At 72.5% G+C, this 24,231-nt stretch carries 17 protein-coding genes, 1 tRNA gene and 1 pseudogene; 6 read left to right on the top strand and 13 right to left on the bottom strand.

The window, feature by feature from the left end:
- Positions 1-31 precede the first annotated feature (31 nt).
- Positions 32-1,414 (bottom strand): trypsin-like serine peptidase, encoded by a 1,383-nt coding sequence (locus tag CLV70_RS16650; RefSeq protein ID WP_106127424.1) that lies wholly within the window; start codon positions 1,412-1,414, stop codon positions 32-34.
- A gap of 113 nt (positions 1,415-1,527) precedes the next feature.
- Here CLV70_RS16650 and CLV70_RS16655 point away from each other — a divergent pair, with 113 nt between their 5' ends.
- On the top strand, positions 1,528-2,733 hold the full coding sequence (locus CLV70_RS16655; protein ID WP_106127425.1) for a DUF4032 domain-containing protein: 1,206 nt from the start codon (positions 1,528-1,530) through the stop codon (positions 2,731-2,733).
- Between the two features lie 40 nt (positions 2,734-2,773).
- Here the strand turns inward: CLV70_RS16655 and CLV70_RS16660 are convergent, their stop codons facing one another.
- Both CLV70_RS16660 and CLV70_RS16665 read right to left on the bottom strand, forming a co-directional pair.
- Positions 2,774-3,502 (bottom strand): aquaporin, encoded by a 729-nt coding sequence (locus CLV70_RS16660; RefSeq protein ID WP_158277772.1) that lies wholly within the window; start codon positions 3,500-3,502, stop codon positions 2,774-2,776.
- Positions 3,503-3,535: 33 nt separating this feature from the next.
- Complete coding sequence (locus CLV70_RS16665) at positions 3,536-5,362, bottom strand: potassium channel family protein (protein ID WP_106127427.1); 1,827 nt, start codon at positions 5,360-5,362, stop codon at positions 3,536-3,538.
- Positions 5,363-5,451: 89 nt separating this feature from the next.
- On the opposite strand from CLV70_RS16665, the gene CLV70_RS16670 reads away from it, so the two are divergent.
- Together CLV70_RS16670 and CLV70_RS16675 are read left to right on the top strand one after the other, a co-directional pair.
- The gene (locus tag CLV70_RS16670) at positions 5,452-6,141 is read left to right on the top strand and encodes a hypothetical protein (RefSeq protein ID WP_106127428.1); all 690 of its coding nucleotides are present in this window, start codon (positions 5,452-5,454) and stop codon (positions 6,139-6,141) included.
- Between the two features lie 22 nt (positions 6,142-6,163).
- Positions 6,164-6,628: pseudogene (locus CLV70_RS16675) on the top strand (MSMEG_6728 family protein).
- Here CLV70_RS16675 and CLV70_RS16680 read toward each other — a convergent pair.
- Positions 6,625-7,035, bottom strand: a complete 411-nt coding sequence (locus CLV70_RS16680) for a GNAT family N-acetyltransferase (protein ID WP_106127429.1) — start codon at positions 7,033-7,035, stop codon at positions 6,625-6,627. The pseudogene CLV70_RS16675 and the gene CLV70_RS16680 overlap by 4 nt on opposite strands.
- Positions 7,036-7,083: 48 nt before the next feature.
- Positions 7,084-7,160 (bottom strand) — tRNA-Thr (locus tag CLV70_RS16685).
- Positions 7,161-7,337: 177 nt separating this feature from the next.
- Between CLV70_RS16685 and CLV70_RS16690 the strand changes: the two genes are divergently transcribed.
- Entirely contained in the window at positions 7,338-8,423 is a 1,086-nt protein-coding gene (locus tag CLV70_RS16690; protein ID WP_106127430.1) for an ABC transporter ATP-binding protein, read from the top strand.
- A gap of 258 nt (positions 8,424-8,681) precedes the next feature.
- On the opposite strand, the gene CLV70_RS16695 is transcribed toward CLV70_RS16690, so the two are convergent.
- The 5 genes from CLV70_RS16695 to CLV70_RS16715 all read right to left on the bottom strand — a co-directional run bounded on the left by CLV70_RS16695 (position 8,682) and on the right by CLV70_RS16715 (position 17,582).
- Positions 8,682-11,765 (bottom strand): Hsp70 family protein, encoded by a 3,084-nt coding sequence (locus CLV70_RS16695; protein ID WP_106127431.1) that lies wholly within the window; start codon positions 11,763-11,765, stop codon positions 8,682-8,684.
- 79 nt (positions 11,766-11,844) lie between these two features.
- Complete coding sequence (gene rlmB, locus CLV70_RS16700; RefSeq protein ID WP_106127432.1) at positions 11,845-12,960, bottom strand: 23S rRNA (guanosine(2251)-2'-O)-methyltransferase RlmB; 1,116 nt, start codon at positions 12,958-12,960, stop codon at positions 11,845-11,847.
- Complete coding sequence (gene cysS, locus CLV70_RS16705; RefSeq protein ID WP_106127433.1) at positions 12,960-14,375, bottom strand: cysteine--tRNA ligase; 1,416 nt, start codon at positions 14,373-14,375, stop codon at positions 12,960-12,962. Before cysS ends, rlmB begins: the two co-directional genes overlap by 1 nt.
- 90 nt (positions 14,376-14,465) lie before the next feature.
- The gene (locus CLV70_RS16710; protein WP_106127434.1) at positions 14,466-16,118 is read right to left on the bottom strand and encodes a S8 family serine peptidase; all 1,653 of its coding nucleotides are present in this window, start codon (positions 16,116-16,118) and stop codon (positions 14,466-14,468) included.
- A 66-nt stretch (positions 16,119-16,184) separates the two neighbouring features.
- Positions 16,185-17,582 (bottom strand): class II fumarate hydratase, encoded by a 1,398-nt coding sequence (locus CLV70_RS16715; protein ID WP_106127435.1) that lies wholly within the window; start codon positions 17,580-17,582, stop codon positions 16,185-16,187.
- A gap of 148 nt (positions 17,583-17,730) precedes the next feature.
- Here CLV70_RS16715 and CLV70_RS16720 point away from each other — a divergent pair, with 148 nt between their 5' ends.
- Together CLV70_RS16720 and CLV70_RS16725 are read left to right on the top strand one after the other, a co-directional pair.
- A complete protein-coding gene (locus CLV70_RS16720; RefSeq protein WP_106127436.1) occupies positions 17,731-18,243 on the top strand; it encodes a hypothetical protein in 513 nt (170 codons plus the stop codon).
- Between the two features lie 88 nt (positions 18,244-18,331).
- Positions 18,332-19,753 carry a hypothetical protein gene (locus CLV70_RS16725; RefSeq protein WP_106127437.1) on the top strand — a complete coding sequence of 474 codons (1,422 nt, stop codon included), beginning with the start codon at positions 18,332-18,334 and terminating at the stop codon, positions 19,751-19,753.
- Between the two features lie 79 nt (positions 19,754-19,832).
- On the opposite strand, the gene CLV70_RS16730 is transcribed toward CLV70_RS16725, so the two are convergent.
- From CLV70_RS16730 to CLV70_RS16740, 3 genes are all read right to left on the bottom strand, one after another.
- On the bottom strand, positions 19,833-21,008 hold the full coding sequence (locus CLV70_RS16730) for a Fic family protein (protein WP_106127438.1): 1,176 nt from the start codon (positions 21,006-21,008) through the stop codon (positions 19,833-19,835).
- A 149-nt stretch (positions 21,009-21,157) separates the two neighbouring features.
- Positions 21,158-22,825, bottom strand: coding sequence for a fumarate hydratase (locus CLV70_RS16735; RefSeq protein ID WP_106127647.1), 1,668 nt, complete (start codon positions 22,823-22,825; stop codon positions 21,158-21,160).
- A gap of 70 nt (positions 22,826-22,895) precedes the next feature.
- Positions 22,896-24,215: a PQQ-like beta-propeller repeat protein gene (locus CLV70_RS16740; protein ID WP_245908280.1), complete on the bottom strand. Its 1,320-nt coding sequence runs from the start codon at positions 24,213-24,215 to the stop codon at positions 22,896-22,898.
- Positions 24,216-24,231: the final 16 nt, after the last annotated feature.

Here is a 24,231-nt window from a genome sequence, read left to right on the forward strand (position 1 = left end):
GGCCACCACGCTACCGGCCCGCGGCCACGCCTCAGAGGTAGGTCTTGATCCGGTTGTGGAGCAGGTCGGCGCGGACACCGGAGTTCGGGCAGCCGCCGAAGTGATGCAGCGCCACCACCTTGTCGGTCTTGCGGGAGAGCACCGGGCTGCCGCTCGAGCCGCCCTCGGTGTCGCAGAAGTAGGAGACGTCGGAGTCCCGGGCGTACCCGTCGAAGGCGTTGTCGGCGACCGAGCAGGTGCCGGCCTTCTCGCCGAGCCGCCCGGCGATGCGGGTGGGCTCGCCGGCCGGGTGCTGGGGCACGTACAGCTCCTGGCCGCGGGCGGGGCGGGCGGTGTCCAGGGTCAGGTACCCGAACTTCCGTACGGAACCGAAGTTCTCGATCGTGAAGAGCGTGTAGTCGTACGTGTGGTTCGTGGCGATGACCTTGTCGCCCCACACCTTCGTCGGCCGGAACACCTCGAAGCCGCCGCACCGGGCGCACTGGTAGTTGAACCACACCTCGGTCTCGTACGCGTCGTCCGAGTTGTCGAAGCAGTGGTTGTTGGTCAGCATCCGGTTCTTCGTGCCGATCCGCCAGCCGGTGCACAGCTCGGTGCCGTTGATCAGCAGCCGCGCGATGGCCTTCGAGCGGGTGTACGCGACGGGATCCGCCGACCGGTAGCAGACGGCGTCCCGGCTCTCGTCGCCGCCGCAGACCGACTCCTCGCGGCCGGTACGGTTCGGGTTGCGCAGCTGCTCCGCGGGGGCCGACGCCTGCTCCTTCCTGGTGAAGCCCTTGGCCACCCGGTCCACCCGTACGCCGAGACCCCCGAGCAGCGCACCGGCCAGGGTGCCGCCGCCCCGGTGCACCTCGAGCACCGCGGTGTCGCCGGTGATCGACATGGCCCAGCGCCCGGCCGGCGCCTCCAGCGGCTTCGGCGCCTCGTAGCGGTAGGACTCACGGCCGGCGGCGTCCGAGACGGTCACGTAGTCGCCCGGCAGCATCGCCATGCGGCTGAAGTGCAGCTTCACGTACGAGGCGCCCGGGTAGCGGAAGACCTCACGCCTCGGGGCGCCGTACCCGAGCAGCTTGTCGACGCTGAGCAGCTCGCCGATCCGCTGCCGGCCGTCCTCGGCGGTGACGCCGGCGGACTCGTGCACGGTGTCACCGGCGGCCCCGGTCGCGGACGGCTCGGGCGCCGGAGCGGTCGTGGTGCGCGGATCCCTCGCGGGCCTGCCCGCGGCCGCACCGGGGACGGGCACGGCCTGCTGCGCCGCGACGGGCGTCGGGGAGGCGGCCGGAGGCTCGTGCCAGGTCCCGACGACCCGGCCCTCGCCGGTCACCTGGGTCCACGTCACGGCACCGGCCGTACCGACCAGTGCCAGGGCGGCGCACGCCCCGGCGGCGATGCTCACGGCGCGTCGCAAATCCACTCCCGTCCCTCGAGTCACATCGCCGACATAAGCAACAATCGGTCGATCTCGCTTGTGTGTAACGAGCCACGTGCGGCAGCGACGCGCCGCCCGGACCGTGCACACTGGGGTTCGTGCGCATCACCTCAGCCCTCGTCGACCCGGCATTGCTGGATCTGCCGTGGCACGTGCCGCTCGAGGAGTGGCCGGCCGATCGCCTGGTCGCCCTGCCGCAGGGCATCTCGCGGCACATCGTCCGGTTCGTCAAACTCAACGACACCGTGTACGCCCTGAAGGAGACCCGGGAACGGATCGCCGAGAAGGAGTACGACCTGCTGCGCGCGCTGGAGCGGATCGACTTCCCGGCCGTGGAGGCGGTCGCCATCGTCACCGACCGGATCGACGAGCAGGGCGAACCACTGGAGACGGTGCTGATCACCCGGCACCTCCAGTTCTCCCTGCCCTACCGGGCGCTCTTCTCGCACGTGCTGCGCCCCGAGACGATGAACCGGCTGCTCGACGCGCTCGCCGCGCTGATCGTCCGGATGCACCTCACCGGCTTCTCCTGGGGCGACTGCTCGCTGTCCAACACCCTGTTCCGCCGCGACGCGGGCGCGTTCGCCGCCTATCTCGTCGACGCGGAGACCGGCAACCTCTATCCGAAGCTCTCCGAGGGGCAGCGCAGCGAGGACATCGAGATCCTGCGGCTCAACATCTTCGGCGAATGCCTCGACCTGCAGGCCGCCGAGCTGCTGCACGAGGCGATCGACCCGGAGGCGGTGGTCGACGACATCGTGGCGCGCTACGAGCGGCTGTGGCACGAGGTCACGTACGAGCAGGAGGTCGGGCGCGACGCCCGGCACGACATCGAGGGCCGCATCCGCCGCCTCAACGAGCTCGGCTTCGACGTCGCCGAGGTGGCCATGTCCACGGTGGACGGCGGCTACCGGGTGCGCCCCAAGGTCGTGGACGCGGGCTACCACACCCGCCGGCTGCTGCGGCTGACCGGCCTGGACGCCGAGGAGAACCAGGCCCGGCAGCTGCTCAACGACCTGGACGCGTACCGGGCGGAGAGCGACCTGACCGACGAGCAGCAGGCCGCCCACCGCTGGCTGACCGAGGTGTTCGAGCCGGTCGTCCGGGCGGTGCCGGCCAACCTGCGCCGCAAGCTGGAGCCGCAGGAGATCTTCTCGCAGATCATCCAGCACAAGTGGCTGCTCTCCGAGCGCGCCGGCCGGGACGTCGGCATGGGCCCTGCGGTGCAGTCGTACCTCACCGACGTGCTCGCCCACAAACCCGACGAGCAGGCCGTCCTCGGCATCGAGGTGGGCGCGGTCTGACTCCGGCCGGCGTGCCAGGCAGCCTCACTCCGACGGCCGGTCAGGCGGGCTCGCTCCGGCGGCGGGTCAGGCGGGCGGCCAGGACGGCGCCCACGATCGGCGCGATCAGGTAGACGGCCAGCAGGCGGTGGTCGCCCGCCAGCAGGGCCGGGCCCAGTTGCCGCGCCGGGTTCGCCGAGCCGCCGGTGACCGTGCCGAGGATCGCGCCCTGGAGGCCGAACAGGCCGCCCATGATCCACGGCAGGTACGGGGTCGTCGCCCGGCACATGACCGCCGCGATCACCGCCAGGACCGCGGCCTCCACGAGGGCGACACCCCCCGCCGACCATCCCGGTGCGGGCTGGACGACGGCGCTGGTGGCCGCGGGGCCCCAGGCGGCCCGGCTGAGCACCGCGGCGGCGATCGAGCCGGCCGACTGCGCCACGAGATAGGGCAGCACCCGGCGGGCCGGGGTACGGCCGGCCGCGAACGAGGCCAGCGTGATCGCCGGGTTCATGTGGGCGCCGCTGAAGCGTCCCGGCCCGGACACGATGAAGCCGACGATGACGAGGCCGACCGCCAGGGAGACGACCGCCACCCGCAGGCGCAGCTCGACCGGTCCGGCATCCGCGGCGGCCGTGCCGATGCCCCACCGTACGAGCCCGAAGACGGTGGCCATGAAGGCCGTCGTCAACAGGAACTCCACCGCCGCGGTCACGAGATCGGCGGGTTCGGGACGCAGCCCGGTCGCCGTTGCCGCCGGTCGTACGGCGATCGTCTGCACTGCCATGATCCCCAGCATCGCCGCCGGGCGCCCGCAAGATCAGGGGCGTTGGTCCCGTCCTTCACCAGGGGTTTCGGCCCTTTCGACGAGCAGCGACTCGGCCGGCGGGGTGGCCTGCTCGACCAGCGCGCGCAGTCCGGCCCGGCGGGCCACCACGAAGATGCGGTCACCGGCACCCAGGACGCGGCGCGGGTCCGGCGCCCAGTCGACCCACTCCGCGCCGGCGGCGGACAGACCGATCACCCGTACGCTCAGCGCCCGATCCACCCGGCTCAGCGGCGCCCCGTCCAGCGGCGCCCCGCCGAGCACCCGCACCGCCGCGACCAGCAGCGCGTGCCGGTCGACCGGAATCGTGGCGAGCACGTCGCGCTCCAGCATCGCCGCCACGAAGGCGGGGGCGGCCAGCCGGGAGACGCTGCGCGAGATGTCGATGTTGAACGCGTCCTCCACCCGGCGGGCGAAGTCGTCGTCGAAGAGCCGCAGCACCACGCGCAGGCCGGGGCGGGCCGCGCGGGCGTTCAGTGCGGCCTGCAGGTTGGTGACGTCGTCGGTGGAGACCACCACCAGCGCCTTGCTGGTGGCCACGGACGCCGCGCGCAGCGTCTCCTCCAGCGACGCGTCGCCGACGATGAGCGGCACCCCCAGCTGCTCCGCCACCTTCGCGCCGCGGGCGTCGGCCCGGCGGTCGATCGCGACCACCTCGAGGCCCAGGTCGACGAGCTGGCGCAGCACGCGCGTGCCGACGCTGCCGAGGCCGACGACCACGATGTGATCGGCCCGGTCGTTCGGTACGGCGCCGCGGGCCAGCGCCAGCCGCGCGTTGACCATCCCCTCGACCACGGCCGCGGTGATCAGCGGCAGCAGGGCGAGCCCGGCGATGGTCAGCACGAGCTGGGCCGCCTGGGCGACCGCGTTGCGGTTCTCCTCCACGTCGGACGAGCCGACCGCCGTGAGCAGCGTGACGTAGATCGACTTCCAGAAGCCGTGCACCTCCGCGGCGTGCGCGAGGACCGTCCCCGAGATCGCGGTCACCACCAGCGTGATGACGACCGCTATGCCGAGCTTGCGGTTGAGGGCCGCGCGCACCGCACGGCCGAACGTGGCGAGCGGATGCCGCCGCCGCTTGCGGGCCCGGACCAGGCGCTGGGCGGCGAGCGTCTGCCCGGCCGGCCGCCCGGTGGCCTCGGCGAGGACCAGGTCCTCCGGCTGCTGCGCCTCCGCCGCGGGCTCGGCGGGCAGGACGTCGACGCGTCCGGCGCCGTCCGCGGCGGTCAGGGAACAGATCACGTGCTCCGGCTGTACGTCGGCACGCCGCGCGACGTAGACCGTGCGGCCCGGGAGCCGGACGTGCGTCGGGGCCACCTCGCCCAGGGCCGCCGCCACGAACGCCGGTGCCGCCATGGCGGCGTCGGAGAGCACCGCGCTGTCCTCGAACAGGCGGCGTACGCCGTACCCGAGCCCGGAATTGAACATCCGGATCACCAGCCGCAGATCCGGCTCCACGGCCTGCGCGCAGAGGGCGGCGTGCAGGTTCACCACGTCGTCCGGCATGACCAGGGCCAGCGCCGCCGCGTCCGCGAGCCCGGCCGCGCGGAAGGTCCGCTCGTCCAGCCGCTCGGCGCGGACCACCCGGATGCCGCGCAGGGTGCCCAGATCCGGCACGTCGGAGCGCAGGTCCGGGGGCACGATCACGGTCAGCCGGATCCGGTGGCCGGCGTTCGCGAGCTCCTCGGCGACCGTGTAGACCAGCGCGTCCGCGCCGCAGACGACGAAATGCGGGCGGGGGTCACCGTTGCGCGGAAGCCCGTCGCGCAGCCGCGACACCAGCGACCTCCGGACGACTTCGCGAGCGGGATCGACGGCCATGGCCGCATGGTAGTCAGCCGGAACCCTCGCCGGTGGCCGCTCGTTGCCCCATCCGAGCCTTATGTCCCCTTCTCGCAGGAGGAAGAACGATGCGCAAGTGGTTCTACGCCGGGGCGGTGGTCGGCGGCTTCCTGCTGCTCGGCGCGGCCCCCGCGCACGCCGACGACGTCGTGCCGGCCCCGGCGGGCGGCCTCACCGGCCTGCTCTCGGCCCCCGGAGACGGCCCGCTCCCGACCGGCCTGCTTCCGGCGTCCGGGGACGGCCTGCTTCCGGCGCCCGGCGACGGCCTCGACCCGGCCGGCGGGCTGAGCCTGCCCGACCCGCTCGGCGACGTCCGGCTCGTCGACGTCCGGCCGGGCACCAACTCCGCGGACCTCAACGGCGTGACGCCGGCCCTGCCCAAGCGGGCCGTGACCGCCGAGCAACGGAAGAAGCCCGCGCCCCGTCCCGAGATCCCCGCCCTGCTCGGTTCGCTGCCGCTGCTCGACGGCATCACCCCCGCGCCGCTCGAATCCGGCCCGTTCGCCGGAGGCGTGCCGTTGCTCGGCGGACTCGGCGGGCTGCTGCCGGTCAACGAGATGCCCGGCGGCGTACCGGCGCTTCCCGGCCCGAGCGGGCTGCCCGCGGGCGGCACCGACGTCACGCCCTCCGCCCTGGCCGGCGCCCCGAGCGAACCGGTCGACGACCCGCGGGTGCACGAGGAGCCGGTCGACGACGAGGCCCAGCGTCACTTCTCGACCGGCGGCCGCCCGGTCGCCGGAGCGGACCGCGACTTCTGACCCGGACCGGGATCACGGCCTGATGCAGACGTTCCTGCCGTACCCCGGCTTCGCCGCCGGCGCTGCCGTGCTCGACCAGAAGCGGCTCGGCAAGCAACGGGTGGAGACCCTCCAGGTCCTGCGCGGGCTGATCCGGCCGGGGTACGGCTGGCGCCACCACCCGGCGGTGTAGATGTGGACGGGCTACGAGGAGGCCCTGGTCCGGTACGGCCTCGACATGTGCGACGTGTGGGTGGCCGCGGGCCGCGCGGACACGACGGCGGCGACGATGCGCGCCGACGTGGCCGCGGCCCGGGCCCTCACCGTGATCCGTACGCAGCCGGAACTCGCCGCCGCCGGGGAACTGCCGCCGTGGCTCGGCGACGATGCCCTGCACCTGAGCCACCGCTCGGCCCTGGTCCGCAAGGATCCCGACTTCTACCGGCCGCTGTTCGGCGACATCCCCGCCGACCTTCCGTACGTGTGGCCCGCCTCGGACCGGACCTAGGTGACGTCCCAGGCCAGCAGCAGGAACGGCTTCTCCTCGGCCGCCCCCGCCCGCCGGTACGTCCGCTGGGCGGCCTCGTTGTCCTGCTCGGTGCCGACCCACATCCCGTAGCAGCCCCGTTCCCGGGCAATGCCGGCGAGCGCCTCGACGAGGGCGGTGCCGATGCCGCGGAGCCGCGCGTGCGGTGCCACGCCCAGCTCGTAGACGAACATCTCCGTACCCTTGTCGGGATGCGTCATCTCGACGCCGGTGATCATGCCGACGGCCCGGTCCCCGTCGAAGGCCAGCAGCAGGTGATGGCCGGGCGCGGCCAGGAACTTCGCGGTGGCGTCGGCCAGCGGCGGATCGTCGAACAGGTCCGCGGCGCGATGCACGACGGCGGCATCGGTGACCCGCTCGATACGCATGACGACACCCTGAGAATGGTTTTCGTGCGGCCGACGGCGCCGCGACGGTGGAGCCCCCGGTCGGAATCGAACCGACGACATCCTGTTTACAAGACAGGTGCTCTGGCCAACTGAGCTACAGGGGCGCGGGCTCAGCATAGCGGCTGACGGCGGAACGCTCCGAAACGCCCGGGGGACGCGGACGACCTTGGCAGAACATGAAAAAAGATTTACGGTGTCGAGGCGCGTGCCCAGCTACGCGCTGTTCCTCCCACTCGGATCGTCCGGCACGTTCCTGCCGGTGGAAAGGAAGTCGATTCACCATGGCTACCGTCACCTATGACAAGGCCTCCCGGATCTACCCGGGTTCCGACCGCCCCGCCGTCAACGAGCTGGAGCTCGAGATCGGCGACGGCGAGTTCCTCGTCCTGGTCGGCCCCTCGGGTTGTGGCAAGTCCACCAGCCTCCGCATGCTCGCCGGCCTCGAGGACGTCGACCGCGGCCGGATCCTCATCCAGGGCAAGGACGTCACCAACCTGCCCCCGAAGTCCCGCGACATCGCGATGGTCTTCCAGAACTACGCCCTCTACCCGCACATGTCGGTGTACGAGAACATGGCGTTCGCCCTGAAGCTGCGCAAGACCCCGAAGTCGGAGATCGACCGCCGGGTCAAGGAGGCCGCCCAGCTGCTCCAGCTCGACGAGTACCTCTCCCGCAAGCCGAAGGCGCTCTCCGGCGGTCAGCGTCAGCGTGTCGCCATGGGCCGGGCCATCGTCCGCGAGCCGCAGGTGTTCCTCATGGACGAGCCGCTGTCGAACCTCGACGCCAAGCTCCGCGTCCAGACCCGCTCGCAGATCGCCACGCTGCAGGCCAAGCTGGGCATCACCACCGTCTACGTCACCCACGACCAGGTCGAGGCCATGACGATGGGCCACCGGGTCGCGGTCATGCTCGACGGCGTGCTGCAGCAGTGCGACACCCCGCGCGCCCTCTACGACACCCCCGGCAACGTCTTCGTCGCGGGCTTCATCGGCTCGCCGGCGATGAACATCAAGACCGTGCCGCTGGGCGAGGCCGGCGCGAACTTCGCCGAGCTGGCCGTGCCGCTGACCCGCGAGCAGGTCGCGGCGGCCCAGTCCGGCGGCGGCAAGGTCACCATCGGCTTCCGCCCCGAGGCCACCGACCTGGTCGCCCCGACCGCCGGCGGCCTGCCGATCGTCGTCGACCTGGTCGAGGACCTCGGCTCGGACGCCAACGTCTACGGCCACGCGGCCCTCGACGGCGGCTCGGAGCGCTTCGTCGTCCGCACCGACCGGCGCAACATGCCGACCATGGGCGAGACGGTGTTCATCAAGCCGCAGGCGGAGCAGGTCCACGTGTTCAACGCCGTCAGCGGCGAGCGCATCTGACCTTCGGCCACGCGACAAGGGCGGTTCCCCCCGGGGAGCCGCCCTTTCCCGTGCCGCGCCTTCCCGCGTGCCGCGCCGCGCCCTTCCCGCGTGCCGCGCCCCTTCGTGTGCCGCGCCCTTCGCGTGCTGCGCCCTTCGCGTGCCGCGCCCTTCGCGTGCCGCGCCCTTCGCGTGCCGCGCCCTTCGCGTGCCGCGCCCTTCGCGTGCCGCGCCGCGCGCTTCCCGCGCGCCGCGCCGCCCTTCCCCCGCCGCGGGCTCTCAGGAGGCGAAGGTGTGCAGGACGAAGTCCTGCTCGGCGACGCAGGCCAGATGTTTCTGATCCCACGCGCACGTCGCCGACCGTACGCCGGCCAGCGACCCGAGCGGCACCGCCGCATCCCCGACGTGCTCGCCCGACAGGGCCGGGTCGTCCGGCGAGGTGGACAGCGCCTTCGAGAAGAGCAGCAGGTTGCCGCCGTCGAGCCGGCCGGCCGCACCCGCCCGGGTCCACTTCACGGCGCCGCCCGCGTCCAGCAGTGACACCTGCCGCGGCGAGGTGTTCTGCGCGGCGAGCACCGCCTCACCGACCGGCACCAGGTTGTCCGCCTCCGCGACGGCCCGGGACCACAGCACGCCGCCCTTGGCCACGTCCACCGCCACCACCCGGGCGGACTTGCTGTCGTACCCGGCCTTCTGCACGAAGCAGACCCGGTCGTCACCGCAGGCCGTGAGATGTTCCAGCTGGCTGTTCTCCGGCGCGGTGTACGGCACCCGCGGCTCGCCCATCTTCGGCAGGTCGTAGGCCACGATCCGGCGCGCGTCGCCGGACTCGGCCACGATCAGCCGCCCGTTGTGCGCGATCGCCTCGTCGCCGGGGTCGGCCACGCTCTGCCGCGGGCCCGCCACGACGTCGCCGCTCCGGGCGTCGACGACCCGCGCCGACCGGTCCGCACCGATCTGTACGAGCCGCTGATCGTCCTCCTCCGGCTCGGCGAACGGGACCCCACCGGTGGTCGCGGCCCCGGCCAGGTCGTCGGGGGTGGTGGCGGTGACGACCTTGGTGGCGCTCTGGCCGTACGCGGACTTCGGGCTCCTGATCTCCCACGCCACCTTGCCGCCGTCGCGGACCTTGAGCCCGACGACCCGGCTTTCGGTACGGTCGACGAACACCGCGATGTCCCCGGCGAACAGCAGTGAGTCGTTCGACCCGATCCGCCGCTCCCACAGCTTGCGGCCACTCCCGGGGTCGAGGAACACCGCCCGCCGCGAGCTCGTGTCACTGTCCGTATCGGTCACCGCGACGACCGCGTGCGGCAACGTGAAGAAGAATTCCCACCGCGGCGCGACGCCGGCCTCCCGGCTCGTCCACAGCGTCGCCCCGGACCCGGCATCGGCCGCAACGACCCCGAGCTGCCCGTTCTCGTCCGCACTGGCAAAATAGGCCCGATCCGCCCGCAGCGCCGCGGCCGAGAACGCGGACGTGACCGGCACCGCGGACGCAACCCGCCGCGGCTCACTCAGCGGCTGATAGTTCAACGCGGAGTAACCGGGCCACAGCAGCACAACCGCGGTCGCGGCGATCCCCAGCACAACGACGGTCGCGGCGGCCACGATCCAAAGCCCTTTCCTCCGGTACGCCGGAAGCTTCCCGCCGGCCCCCACGGGCAACGGCGCACCGCCCGGGCCGCCCCTCCCGTCGCCGGGGTGGGCCGAGGCGAGCCACGGTTCCGCGGGTGAGGCTACCCTCCCCTCCGCGGGGTGGGCGGCCCTCGCGTCCGCGGAGTGAGCCGAGGCGAGCCACGGTTCCGCGGAGGGTGAGACGGGCGCGGGAGATGCCGGGACGCCGGAGGTCGGCAGCACGAACGGCTCTCCGTGGGCGGCCGCGAGCGCGGCCGCCTCGCCGGTCGCCCACGGGTCGACGGGTTCGCCGTATTGCGGCTCGGGTTCGGTCCCGGCCGGCGCGGGCGGAGGCGCCGCGGCGGTGGGCGGACCGGCTGCGGCCGTCGGCGGACCGAACGCCTCGGTGAACGGCCCCGGCTTACCCGCCGCCGCAGTCGCCGTCGGAGGCCCGCCCGCCGCGGTGACCGCCCCGGTCGGAGGCCCGCCCGCCTCGGTCGGCGGCCCGCTCGCCGCCGTGGGCGGGCCGGCCGCCTCGGTGTGCAGGGCGGGCTCTGTCGCGGGTCCGCTGTGCGCCATCGTGTCGACCAACGGCTCGACCGCCGCCGCCCGCAGCGGCGCCGCCGGCGTGACGTTCTTCGACTCGGCCGCCCCGGGCTCCCGCTCGACGGCGCTTTCGGCGGCCGGCAGGGCGCCCTCGGCGACCGGCAGCTCGGGCTGTTCCAGGACCGTGGGCGCGACCCCGAGCTCGCTGTGCAGCAGTCGCGCCACGAGCGGGACCCGGGACGAGCCGCCGACCAGGAACAGGCCCGCGAGGTCCGCCGGGGTGAGGCCGGCCGCCTTCACCACCGTGCCCGCCTCCGCCACGCCTCGGCGGATCAGCGGGGCCGTCACCATCTCCAGTTCGTCGCGGGTCAGGTGCACCGCGTGCTCGACGCCCGGCACCGCGACCGGAGCCTGCGCCGCGCGGGACAGCATCTCCTTGGCGCCGCGCACGTCGTCCCAGAACTGGCGGCGGGCCCGCCACTGCGCCAGGGTCACCGGCTCGCGCAGGGCCGACCAGGCGGCCGGCTCGGACGTCGCCAGCGTCATGCCGAGGTGGGCGACCAGCGCCGCGTCGATGTCGAGGCCGCCCAGGTCGTCGAGGCCGCCCGAGGCCACGACCTCGAACCGGGCGCGCCCATCGGGACCGGCGCCCTCGTTGCGGACGACGGCGATGTCGAGGGTGCCGCCGCCGAAGTCGAACACCGCCAGCGGCGCGCCGACGGGCACCGGCCGCCGCAGCACCTCGGCGAAGTACCGTGCGGCGGCCACCGGCTCGGGCACGAGCCGGGTGGAGCTCGGCCAGCCCGCGAGCGCCAGGGCCTGGACCAGCACGTCGCGGCGCCCCGCACCCCAGGCCGCCGGGTACGTCACCACGGCCGGCGGCAGCTGCCCCGCGGTCGCCACGGCCTCCCTGGCCACCGCGTCGAGCAGCGCGGCGAACATCTCGGGCACGGGCACCTCGGCGTCGCCGAGCAGGACGCTCGCCGCGTCGACGTGGCGTTTCGGGTTGGGCTCGAGGCGGGCGGGGTCGGCGTAGCCGAGGCGCACCGCGTCCTGGCCGACGTGCAGCCGCCCGGCCGTGTCCCGGTAGACCGCGGACGGCAGCAGCGGGCGCCCGTCGAAGAGCAGCGGGCGCACCCGCCCGTCGGCCCAGCGCAGCATGGCGACCGTGTGGGAAGTGCCCAGGTCAACACCGAGCATGCGCTGCCCCTCCGCCAACGGACCACCCGGCCCGTCACGTTACAGGGCGGGTACGACCACCCGGAGGTGCGGCGGGGGGTCAGCCGTGGAGGCGGCGGCGGGCGACCTCGGCGAGCGTCACCGCGGCGGCGACGCTGGCGTTCAGGGACTCCACCGTGGACGCCATCGGGATGCTCACCCGCAGGTCACAGGTCTCGCCGACGAGGCGGGACAGGCCGCGGCCCTCCGAGCCCACCACCACGAGCAGCGGACCGACCGCCGCCTCGAGCTGGTAGAGGTCCGTCTCGCCGTCCGCGTCGAGGCCGACCGCCGTGAAGCCGGCCTGCTGGGCCGCCTTGATCGCGCGGGTCAGGTTGACCACCTGGGAGACCGGCACCCGGGCCGCCGCGCCCGCGCTGGTGCGCCAGGCCGTCGCCGTGATGCCGGCCGCGCGGCGCTCGGGGACGACGACGCCGTGGCCGCCGAAGGCCGCCACCGAACGGATGACCGCGCCGAGGTTGCGCGGGTCGGTCACCCCGTCGAGCGCCACCAGCAGCGGCGTGGGCTGCTCCATCGCCGCGGCCACGAGGTCGTCGAAGTTCTCGTACGCGAACGGCGGCACCTGCAGGCCGACGCCCTGGTGCAGCACGCCCCCGGTCATCCGGTCGAGTTCGTTGCGGCTGATCTCCAGGATCGGGATGCCCCGGTCGCCGGCCGTCCGCGCGATCTCGCTGATCCGGTCGTCGATGTCGATGCCCTGGGCGACGTACAGGGCCGTGGCGGGCACCAGCGCGCGCAGCGCCTCGACCACCGGGTTGCGCCCGAGCAGCAGCTCCGGCCCTTCCTTGGTCGGGTTGGAGCGGCGCCCGGGTGCGACGCGCGGTCCGCGGCTCTGCATGCGCGCGCCGCGCTGCTGGGCCGGACGCCCGGTGGCACGACCGCCGCCGCGCCCCCACGTGGTGTCCTTGGAGCCCGGGATGCCGACCTTGGGCGCGCGCCCCTCGGCCGCCGCCGCGCGCCGCTCCTTCTCCTGCTTACGGGCGGTCTTGTCGGGCAGCTTCTCGGTGCCCGAGTAGCCCTTGTGCCACGGGCGCTCGTCCGCGGGCAGGGTCTTGCCGCGGCCCTTGAGGCTGCCGCGGTTCTTGCCGCCGGAGCCGGCCGCGGCGCCCTTCTTCGAGGTGACGCGCTTGCTCACGTTGCGGGAGTTTCCTGGCATCAGTGCTGCTCTCCTACCGTCCAGCGCGGCCCGGTCGGAGTGTCCTCCACCTGAATTCCCGCGTTCTTGAGCTGGTCGCGGACCGAGTCGGCCGCCGTCCAGTCCTTCCGTGCGCGCGCCTGCGCGCGCTGCTCGAGGGCGAGCTTGACCAGCGAGTCGACGACCGGCTTCAGGTCGCCGCCGGCCTTGCCGCCGCCCCACGCCTCGTCGAGCGGGTCGAGCCCGAGCACGCCGAGCATGGCGCGCACCTCGGTGAGCGCCGCGCGGACGCCGGTCTCGTCGGCCGCCGCGAGCGCGGTGTTGCCCTCGCGGATCGTGTCGTGCACGACCGCCAGCGCGGCCGAGGTGTTCAGGTCGTCGTTCATCGCGGCGGCGAACGCCGGCGGCACGTCCTTCGGACGGCCGGGCCCGACCACCTCGACGGCCCGCTGCACGAAGCCCTCGATCCGCTTGTACGCCGTGGCCGCCTCCCGCAGCGCCTCGTCCGAGTAGTCGATGCGCGAGCGGTAGTGCGGCACGCCGAGGTAGTAGCGCAGCTCGACCGGGCGGATGCCCATGGCGCGTACGGCGTCGACGTCGATGACGTTGCCCAGCGACTTGCTCATCTTGGCCTCGCCGAGGTTGAGCAGCGCGTGGTGCACCCAGTAGCGGGCGAACGGCAGGCCGGCCGCGCGGGACTGGGCGATCTCGTTCTCGTGGTGCGGGAACGTCAGGTCGAGGCCGCCGCCGTGGATGTCGAACTCGTCGCCGAGGTAGCGCCGGGCCATCGCGGAGCACTCGATGTGCCAGCCGGGCCGGCCGCGGCCCCACGCCGAGGGCCAGGAGGCGTCGGCGGGCTCGTCCGGCTTGAGGCCCTTCCACACGGCGAAGTCCTCGGGGTGCCGCTTGCCGCGCTCCGGTGCCTCGCCGGCCGACAGCATGTCCTCGGGCTTCTGCCCGGAGAGCGCGCCGTACTCGGGGTAGCTGGGCACGTCGAAGTAGACGTCCCCGTTGCCCTCGGCCGACTCGTACGCGTGCCCGCCCTCGATCAGCGTGCCGATCAGCTCGTGCATCTCGGGGATGTGCCCGGTGGCGAGCGGCTCGTAGGTCGGCGGCAGGACGTTGAGCGTGCGGTAGTCGGCGTCGAGGACGAGCTTGTTCGCGTACGCGATCGACCAGAACGGGCGGCCCGTCTCCAGCGACTTGACCAGGATCTTGTCGTCCACGTCGGTGACGTTGCGGACGAAGGTGACCTCGTAGCCGGTGCTGGTCAGCCAGCGCCGCAGCACGTCGTAGCTGACCGCGCTGCGCAGGTGGCCGATGTGCGGCACCGACTGCACGGTGAGACCACAGAGGTAGATACCGGCCTGACCGGGCGTCTTCGGGACGAAGTCCCGGACGGATCGGGTCGCGGTGTCATGCAGCCTCAGGGTCACCGTACAAGGGTACCGACGTGGCAAAGGCGATGACCGCCCCGTCCGGGTGCCCGGACGGGACGGTCATCCACAGCTTTGTCCACAGGTCGGTCAGCGACCGCCGACCGCCTTGTACGCGTCGACGATGCCGTGCCCGTAGAAGCTGTTGAAGGCCTTCGGACCGGCGCAGTACGCGTCGAACTCGGCCGGGTAGCCCTCGTTGGCGTAGCTGCGCAGGCGCGGCTCCGGGCACGCGGTCTTCTCGGCCGTGCGGTACAGCTGGGCCTCGACCAGGTTCGGGTTCATCGTCAGGCCGCCGCGCCACCAGTCGCGGTGGCCGTACTTGCTGACGATCAGCGCGGCGACGCCCGCGGCGTGCGGCGACGCCATCGACGTGCCGGCCAGGTACGTGTAGTAGCCGCACTGGCCGCTCGCCGTGCAGCTCTTGAACACGGTCGGGCTGACCGGGTTGCCGGCCGCGTCGACCGCCCCGCTCGCCTGCAGCACCTTCAGCGGGTACGACGACAGGATGTTGTTCGCCGCGTTGTTGTACTGCGGCGTACCGAAGAAGTCACGGGTGAAGCCGCCCGGCGCCGAGACGCCGATCTGCTCGGTGCCGTAGTTGGAGTAGTGCGACTTCGACTTCGACGGGCCGAGCGCCGAGACGCCGATGACGTGCGGGCCCTCGGCGGGCAGCGAGAAGCAGGTCGCGTTGTCGACCGGCCGGACGTACGGGTCGGAGCCGTAGTCGGGGCTGGTCGTGTCCTCCTGCGGGTCGTTGAGGTTGTCGTGCTGGTTGCCCAGCGCGCCGACGAGCGTGACACCGCGGCTGTGGGCGTAGTTCAGCGCCCGCTTCATGCCCGCGATGATCGCGCGCTGCTCGGCCTGCGCCTCCGGGGAGTCGGCCGGGCTCGCCTTGCAGTTGTAGAGCCACGGGTCGACGTAGAAGGACATGTTGACCACGTCGAGGCCGGCGTCGCCCGCGTACGTGAGCGCGTTGACCACCGGGTCGAGGAAGAAGTAGCCGGAGTCCTGGCCGCCCTTGAGCTCGACCAGCGTGACGTTCGGCGCGACGCCCGAGACGCCGGCGCCGTTGGCCGCGGCGGCGATGGTGCCGGCCACGTGGGTGCCGTGCCCGCCGTCGTCGGTGCCGACCGGGTCCACGCAGCCCTCGACCTCGCACGGGCCGTCGACGTCGACCAGGTCGGGCGCGAAGTTGCGGGAGAGCCGGGTGCTGAAGTTGGCCGCGAGGTCCGGGTTGGACGCGTCAAGGCCGGTGTCGAGGACGCCGACGGTGACGCCGCGGTCGCCCTTCTCGATGGCGCGGGCCTTGTCGGCCTTCACCATCTTGAGGCCCCAGAGCTTGTCGTCGAGCGGGTCGGGGGTCGCCGCGCCGTGCGGACCCTTGCCCCGCAGCGCCTCCGTGACCGGCTGCTCGACGGCGGGCGCCACCTTGGGCGCGCGGCCGATGGCCCGGTTCGCGGACGCGCCGATCAGCGCGTCGGACCGGGCGGCGCGGGTCTTGAAGTCGGCGCTGGCCGAGGTGACCTTGAACGTTCCCACGGCGGTGTTGCTGGACAGCACGGTGCCGCCGGCCGCGGTGATCGCCGCGATGGCGTCGGCGGTGGAGACCCCGTCATCGGCGACGACGGTGTACTCGGTCGTGGTGGTGGCCGCGCCGGCGGGAGCGGCCGGCAGGCCCACAAGGAGAGCGGCGAGGCCCGTCGCGGTGGCGACGGCCCCGGCCGTCAGGCGTCTTCTCATCCCCGCATTCCATCGAAGCGCACGACCATTCACAAGAGTTGATCGTGTTCTTATCTCCGCGATCGGTCAGGGCCGCGTCATGCGGAGCACATCAAGCGCCGAATCCAGCTGTTCCTCGGTCAAAGTGCCGTTGGCGACATGTCCGCGTTCGATGACTACCGCCCGGATCGTCTTGTCTTCCTTGAGTGCCTGCTTGGCGATCGCGGCTGCCTCGTCGTACCCGAGGTAGCGGTTCAGCGGGGTGACGATCGACGGCGAGCCCTCCGCGTACGCCCGGGTGACGTCCTCGTTCACCTCGAGGCCGTCGATGCACCGGTCGGCGAGCATGCGCGCCGCGGCGGCCAGCAGCTTGACGGATTCGAGCAGGTTGCGGGCCATCACCGGGAGCATCACGTTGAGCTCGAAGTCGCCCTGGGTGCCGGCGAAGGCCACGGCCGCGTCGTTGCCGATGACCTGGGCGGCCACCTGGCGTACGGATTCCGGCACGACGGGGTTGACCTTGCCCGGCATGATCGACGAGCCCGGCTGGAGGTCGGGCAGGCGCAGCTCGCGCAGGCCGGCCCGCGGTCCAGAGCCCATCCACCGGATGTCGTTCACGATCTTGTAGAGGCTCACCGCCACGACGCGCAGCTGCCCGGAGGCCTCGACCAGGGCGTCCCGCGCGCCCTGCGCCTCGAAGTGGTTGCGCGCCTCGGTCAGCGGCAGCCCGGTGGTCTCCCGCAGCCGCTCGATCACGGCGGCGGCGAACCCGGGCGGCGTGTTCACCCCGGTGCCGACGGCCGTCCCGCCGAGCGGCAGTTCGGCCAGACGCGGCACGGAGGCCTGGACCCGCTCGATGCCGTGGCGCACCTGGGCCTCGTACCCGGAGAATTCCTGACCCAGGGTGACCGGCGTGGCGTCCATGAGGTGCGTCCGGCCGGACTTGACCACCTCGGACCAGGCCGTGGCCTTGGCGCCCAGCGCGTCCGCCAGATGCTCGAGGGCCGGCACGAGGTCGGCGGTCACCGCCTCGGTGGCGGCCAGGTGGATGGACGAGGGGAAGACGTCGTTGCTGGACTGCGACGCGTTGACGTGGTCGTTCGGGTGCACCGGACGGCCCAGCTCCCGCGAGGCGAGGGTGGCGATCACCTCGTTGGTGTTCATGTTCGACGAGGTGCCGGACCCGGTCTGGAACACGTCGATGGGGAACTGGTCGTCGTAGCCGCCGTCGGCGACGTGCGCCGCGGCGGTCGCGATGGCCTTCGCCAGGTCGTCCTCCAGCACCCCGAGGGCGGCGTTGACCTGCGCGGCCGCCCCCTTGATCCGGGCCAGCGCGCGGATGTGCGAGGGCTCGAGCCCACGCCCGGAGATCGGGAAATTCTCCACCGCCCGCTGCGTCTGCGCCCGCCAGAGGGCATCGGCCGGCACCCGGACCTCGCCCATCGTGTCGCGCTCGATCCGAAATCCGCTCTCGTCAGTCGTCACGCTTCCATCCTGCCCCCGGATCCGGCGGTACGCAGTTGATCCGTGCCACTGTCCGGGCACCCGCAGGGACGACGCCGGTTGGACGACTCCCCGGGTCGGAAGTATCGTCCCGAGGGTTTGGACGTCCCCGACGAACAGGATCTTTGTCATGCGACGCGCACTCCTCGCCGCCACCGTCGGCGGCCTCCTTCTCGCCGGAGCGGGGTGCAGCGCCGGTGACGACGACAAGTCGACGGCGCCCACCATCGTCGTCCCGCCGTCCGCCGCCGCACCCACCTCCGCGGAGCCGGACTACTCGGAGGACACCCGGAAGGTCTGCGACAAACTCAACAAGATCTTCGACGCCGAGATCGAGGACTTCGGTACGGAGATCGGCAAGATGATCGCGTACAAGGAGGCCGCGCAGGCCGACAACGCCGAGAAGGCGGAGAAGGCCGCGGGCCGGCAGCTCCGCGACATCGGCGCGCAGATCCGCCGGGAGTCGGCCACGGCCGAGAACCCGGAGCTCAAGCAGGCGGGCGCGACCTCGGCCACGAAGTTCGCCAAGAGCGCCTCCGACGGCAAGTTCTTCGACAAGATCAAGAGCACCAAGGACCTGGACAAGGTCCTCGAGACCGAGATGACCAACTGGCTCAGCCCGGTGGCCGGCTACTGCGCCTGACGGCCCTCGCCACGGGGCGGAAAATGTCGGACGGCCCCTTTACGATCAGCGCGCCGCCAGATCGGCGGACGTTGATCCCGGAGGTTCCGTGGCCCTCACGCGTGCCCTTCTCCCGTCCCGCATCCTGCTGCTCGTCCCGGCCCTGACGCTCGGCGCCGGCCTGGCGATGCCCGCAGCCCCGGCCGGTGCCGCAGCCCCGGCCGACGTCGCAGCCCCGGCCGACGTCGCAGCCCCGGCCGACGTCGCAGCCCCGGCCGACGTCGCAGCCCCGGCCGGCGCCGCAGCCGGCGCCGCCGCATCCGCCACTCCGGCCGGCGCGGCGCCCGGCGTTCGGGGCGGTGCCGGCGCACCCGGCGATCGGGCCGGCGCGGCCGTGGTGCTGCCCGGCCCGCCCACCGTCCGCTCGGCCGACTATCCGGGGCCGGAGGCCGGCGGTCCCGGCATTCCCGGCACCTTCACCTTCGCGCCCGCCCCGGGCGACAGCGGCGTGGTGGCGTACCGGTGGGGCGACACGAGCCCGATCGAGGAGGTCGCGGCCGGCCCCGACGGCACGGCCACGATCACGTTCACCCCGGAACACCACGGACGGCAGTTCCTCTACGTGCAGGCCGTGGACGGCGACCGCAACCGGTCGCCGGTGGTGACCTACATGTTCGTGGTGCGCAACACCATGCCCATGGTCACCGACCTGCTTCCGGACGGCGGCATCGGCGAAGCGCGCACGCTGATCCTCGCGCCCCGCCTGGCGGACACGGTGGAATGGTCGTGGTGGCTCGACGACGGGGAACGGACCACGGTGCCCGCGGACGCCGAAGGCAAGGCGTCGATCACGGTCACCCCGGACCGCCCGGGCGAGCTCGTCGTGCACATCATGGGGCGCACGGCCGACGGCACACCCTCGGCCCGCGCCGACTACACCATCTACCCGCAGACCGCGCCGAGGCTTTCGTCGCCGGACCTCCCCGACGACGGCTCCGAGCCCCCGCTGGTCGGTCAGCGGCTCACGTTCACCCTGCGCCCAGGCATGCCCGGCGTCACGGAGTACGTGGTCAAGGTCCGCCGCCGGCCCGAGCTCGTCGTCCCGGCCACCGCGGACGGCACGGCGACGTTCACCTGGACCGAGCCGGACAGCACGAACCTGGCGATCGAGGTCCACAGCCGCACGGCCGACGGCGTGGAGTCGGACCCGCGCGCCTACGACTTCCCGCTCACCGGTCACCGCCCGCAGATCGCCTCGGACGACTACCCGGCCTGGTCGACGAGCGGCGGCCCGGGCACGCCCGGCACGTTCACCTTCCACCCGGCCCGCCCCGGCGTCACGGCCTACACGTACGCCTTCGACGACGGCGAGCCGCACACGGTCCCGGCCGGGACCGATGGGATCGGCGCCATCACCTGGACCCCGGCCGAGGATCAGGCCGGCTGGCACACCCTGCGGGTCCGCGAACACCTCGGCGACATCGTCTCCGAGGCGGCCGAGTGGGAGTTCGGCGTGGCCGACCGGCAGTAGAACGGCTTGTAGTAGGACCGCCCGCAGCGGGCCTCATCCGTGAGGCCCCTGCGACGGGAGCGACCAGTATCCTCGGCGCTCAGGCGGCATTGATGATGTTGAGAACCTTGCGTGCCGCGAAGACGCGCCCGTATCTCCGGCCCGTCCGCTCCTCCAGAATTCCCAATTGGACGAGGCGGCTGATGGCAGTGTTCGCCGCCTGGTAGGAGACCCCGTATCTCTCGGCGGTCGGCGTGGCCGTGATCAGCGGATAGCCGGGCAGATCCTCGACGATCCGCGCGGCCACGCCACGAACGTCGGCGTCGTGCAACTGTGCGAGCGCCTCGTCCCGCCAGTCGTGCAACGCGTCGATCTTCTCCACGCCCCGTACGGCCTGCGCGCGAATGGCCTCGGAGAGGAACCGGATCCAGGGCTCGAAGTCGCCGGTGGCGCTGACCGACAGCAGGTGATCCTGATACTGCCGCCTCCGGCCTTCCAGCCAGGGAGAAAGGTTGAGCACGGGCACCCGTAGCTCGCCGCGGTGAGCCAGCTGTAGCACACAGACCAGACGACCGAGACGGCCATTGCCATCGTTGAAGGGGTGCAGGGTCTCGAACTGGTAATGCCCGAGAGCCACCTTGATCACCAGCGGAAAGGTGTCGTCGGCCGTGAGCCACGACGCCCAGGATTCAATGCCCGCTCGCAGCTGATCGCCCGGCGGCGATGGCACGAACCGTGCCTCGCTCACCCGCCCGCCGTCGGCGCCGATGAACACCTGGGTTGTCCGGATCCGGCCGGCATCGTGGGAACCGCCTCGGGTGCCTCGCACGAGGATCTTCTGCAGCTGCTCCAGCATCCCCACGGTGATGGGCTTGTCCTTGATCCACTCGAACGCGAGCTCCGCGGCCTCGACGTAGTTGTGGACCTCCGCGACGGAGGCGGTGAGCTGGTCGCGGTGGAGAAAGTCCGCCTCGAGCACGTCGTCAAGCGCCGCATACGTGCCCTCGAGCGCCGACGTGCTGACCGCCTCCTGGCGGATCGCGGGACGCGCGAGTAACCCGGGGTTGGGCAGCCGGAAGGCGGCCTGGTCAAGGCGCGCGACGGCGACCGCCGCGTTGGTGACCGCCAGATACGTCTCCTGAGCCAGGTCGAGCCTCGTCGGCAGCGGGTCCGGGATGAACGCCGAGCAGTCGTAGTTCTCGCTGAACCGAGGGTCCCAGCCGGTTATCCGGACAAGTGACCCGACAGGTGACGATCGGAACATCGCATCGTCCATGATTTGAAGTAAACCACGGCAAACTTGAAAACCGGCTTCTCATTTTCAAGTGAACGGCGCATCCGCATGCTGGTTTTCAAGTTTCCCGGCCAATACCTGAAATTGCGAGGGTGAAATTCAACCACGCAGCGTGGCGGCCGGATTGACCCTCAGCGGCGGCCGATGCTCAGGACGGGCTTCGTCACCTCGGCGAAGAAGTCGTTGCCCTTGTCGTCCACGACGATGAAGGCCGGGAAGTCCTCCACCTCGATCTTCCAGACCGCTTCCATGCCGAGCTCCGGGTATTCCAGCACCTCGACGTGGCGGATGCAGTCCTGGGCCAGCCGGGCCGCCGGGCCGCCGATCGAGCCGAGGTAGAAGCCGCCGTGGTTCTGGCAGGCGCGGGTCACCTGGGCCGACCTGTTGCCCTTCGCGAGCATGACCAGCGAGCCGCCCGCGGCCTGGAACTTCTCCACGTACGCGTCCATGCGGCCGGCCGTCGTGGGGCCGAACGAGCCCGACGCGTAGCCCTCCGGGGTCTTCGCCGGGCCGGCGTAGTAGACCGCGTGGTCGCGCAGGTACTGCGGCATCGGCTCGCCCGCGTCGAGGCGTTCGGCGATCTTGGCGTGGGCGATGTCGCGGGCCACCACCAGCGGGCCGGAGAGGGAGAGGCGGGTCTTCACCGGGTATTTGGCGAGCTCCGCCCGGATGACCTCCATCGGCTGGTTGAGGTCGACGCGGACGACCTCGTCGGTCTCCAGCGCCTCGTCGGTCACGTCGGGGAGGAAGCGGGCCGGGTCCGGCTCGAGGCGTTCCAGCCAGACGCCGGACGGGGTGATCTTGCCCAGGGCCTGGCGGTCGGCCGAGCAGGAGACCGCGATGGCCACCGGGCAGGAGGCGCCGTGCCGGGGCAGGCGGATCACGCGTACGTCGTGACAGAAGTAGCGCCCCCCGAACTGGGCGCCGATGCCGAAGTCCCGGGTCAGCTCGAGAACCGCCGCCTCCAGCTCCACGTCGCGGAAGCCGTGGCCGGTCATCGAGCCCTCGCGGGGCAGGTTGTCCAGGTACTTCGCGCTGGCCAGCTTCGCCGTCTTGAGCGCGTGCTCGGCGCTGGTGCCGCCGATGACCACGGCGAGGTGGTACGGCGGGCAGGCCGACGTGCCGATCAGGCGCAGCTTCTCGTCCAGGAATTCCATCATCCGCGCCGGGTTCAGCAGCGCCTTGGTCTCCTGGTAGAGGTACGACTTGTTGGCCGATCCGCCGCCCTTGGCCATGAACAGGAACTTGTACGCGTCCGGCTGCCCGCCCGGGTCCTCCGCGTACAGCTCGATCTGGGCCGGCAGGTTGGAGCCGGTGTTCTTCTCGTCCCACATCGTCAGCGGGGCGAGCTGCGAATACCGCAGGTTCAGCCGGGTGTACGCCTGGTAGACGCCGAGCGCGATGGCCTGCTCGTCCAGCCCGTCGGTCAGCACGTGCCGGCCGCGCTTGCCCATCACGATCGCGGTGCCGGTGTCCTGGCACATCGGCAGCACGCCGCCGGCGGCGATGTTGGCGTTGCGCAGCAGGTCGAGCGCGACGAAGCGGTCGTTGGGCGAGGCCTTCGGGTCGTCGATGATGGACCGCAGCTGGGCGAGGTGCGCGGGCCGCAGGAAGTGCGCGATGTCGTGCATCGCCTCCGCGGTCAGCAGCGTCAGCACCGCCGGGTCGACGGTGAGGAACCGCCGGCCGCCGGGCCCTTCGACCACGTCCACGCCCTCGTCCGCGAGCAGTCGGTACTCGGTCGTGTCCTCCCCGGTCGGCAACAGCGGAGAGTACGAGAAAGCGGCGGCTCTGCTCATGACGGGCAAGCCTAGGCCAGCCCGGCCCAGCAGTGCGAACCAGCCGGGTCACGCCCGCATACCGGTTGGGTCACCGGGCCGGCGAGGACGCGTACGGGAGGTAGGCCATGTCCCGCCCGGAGACCAGGATCAGGCCGCCCGGACCGGCCGCGAACACCTTCGCGTCCGTGCGCGCCTCGGTCAGCACACCCCCGGTGCGCGGGCTCAGCGCGATGATCCGGCTCGGTTTCGCTTCCGCGATGATCGCCGCGTACGGCGTGAGCGCCGCGGAGGCCCCCGCACCCACGGTACGGCGCCACACCACGGCCCCGCGGCTGAAGGAGCGGGCGCTGACCCGGGTCTTGTCGGCGGTGCGGATGAGGGCGTACGAGTTGTCGACGGCGAGCACGTTCTGCCCGTCCCGGCCGTGCCACAGGTCGCGGCCGTCGTGCGCGGCGATCAGCTCCTGCCGGCCGACCGGATCGACGCCGAGGACCACGTCGGAGCCGCCGGCCGGGTCGCGTTCCTGCTTGCAGTCCGACCCGTTGTCCGCCGTACGCAGATTGAGCCCGGCGCGCTGCCACACCACCCGGCCGGACGGCGGATCCTGCGCGACCACGCCGTAGTAGCAGGTGCCGTCGCGCGCCTCGCCGGTCACGGTCAGCACCCGGCTGCCGACGACGGCGACGCGCTGGTTGCGGTTCGGCGTCAGGGTCTGCACCACCCGGCCCTGGGCGGTGTCGATGACCTGCACCTTGCCGTCCCCGGGCAGCCCGATGAGGTTGGGCAGCGGCAGGGGTCCGGCGGCGCGCGTGTCGACCCGGTTGCCGCTGACCGGCTGGGTGTCCGGAAGGTCGGGGTTCGAGGCGTTGAGCACGAAACCGATGCCGGGCGTGCCGACCGTCCACATCGGCTTGCTGCCGTTCGGCTCCCACGCGCTGAGCTCGCACTCGCCGGCCTTGGGGCAGCGCAGGTCGAGGACCGCGTCCGCGTACGTCCACACCGCCGTCGCCTCGGTGTCCTTGCGCCGCACCGCACCGGTCGCCGGGTCGAGCACCTCGTAGCCCTTGGTGAGCAGCCGCCCGGCCACCACCACGGCCTTCGCGTCCGTGCCGGCCACCCCGGCCCAGTCGGCGTCGGACTTCCACAGCCGCACGCCGGCGGCCAGCCCGTACGCCTCGATCGAGGTGCGGTACTCGACGACGACCGAGCCGCCGGTGATCGTGACGCTCTGCGGGGAGCCGCCGATCTCGGCCTGCCAGGTCGCCACCCCCTCGGCGATCGGGTCGGCGCGGGTGATCCACGACCAGATCCCGGGGAACGGGTTCCACACGCCGGTGGTGGCGAGCACGATGACGACGATCACGCCCACGAGCGCGACGCTCTTGGGGGAGGGACCGCCGGAAGCCACGCCGGACACGGTAACG

It is taken from the genome of Pseudosporangium ferrugineum, assembly GCF_003002065.1.
Lineage (GTDB): Bacteria > Actinomycetota > Actinomycetes > Mycobacteriales > Micromonosporaceae > Actinoplanes > Actinoplanes ferrugineus_A.

Bases quoted from the DNA above. Each gene is read 5' to 3' on its own strand.
- CLV70_RS16720 (WP_106127436.1), top strand. From the start codon at position 17,731: ATGCGACGCGCACTCCTCGCCGCCACCGTCGGCGGCCTCCTTCTCGCC.
- CLV70_RS16660 (WP_158277772.1), bottom strand. From the start codon at position 3,502: ATGGCAGTGCAGACGATCGCCGTACGACCGGCGGCAACGGCGACCGGG.
- CLV70_RS16695 (WP_106127431.1), bottom strand. From the start codon at position 11,765: ATGCTCGGTGTTGACCTGGGCACTTCCCACACGGTCGCCATGCTGCGC.
- CLV70_RS16670 (WP_106127428.1), top strand. From the start codon at position 5,452: ATGCGCAAGTGGTTCTACGCCGGGGCGGTGGTCGGCGGCTTCCTGCTG.
- CLV70_RS16730 (WP_106127438.1), bottom strand. From the start codon at position 21,008: ATGGACGATGCGATGTTCCGATCGTCACCTGTCGGGTCACTTGTCCGG.
- CLV70_RS16690 (WP_106127430.1), top strand. From the start codon at position 7,338: ATGGCTACCGTCACCTATGACAAGGCCTCCCGGATCTACCCGGGTTCC.
- CLV70_RS16665 (WP_106127427.1), bottom strand. From the start codon at position 5,362: ATGGCCGTCGATCCCGCTCGCGAAGTCGTCCGGAGGTCGCTGGTGTCG.
- CLV70_RS16710 (WP_106127434.1), bottom strand. From the start codon at position 16,118: ATGAGAAGACGCCTGACGGCCGGGGCCGTCGCCACCGCGACGGGCCTC.
- rlmB (WP_106127432.1), bottom strand. From the start codon at position 12,960: ATGCCAGGAAACTCCCGCAACGTGAGCAAGCGCGTCACCTCGAAGAAG.
- CLV70_RS16735 (WP_106127647.1), bottom strand. From the start codon at position 22,825: ATGAGCAGAGCCGCCGCTTTCTCGTACTCTCCGCTGTTGCCGACCGGG.
- CLV70_RS16680 (WP_106127429.1), bottom strand. From the start codon at position 7,035: ATGCGTATCGAGCGGGTCACCGATGCCGCCGTCGTGCATCGCGCCGCG.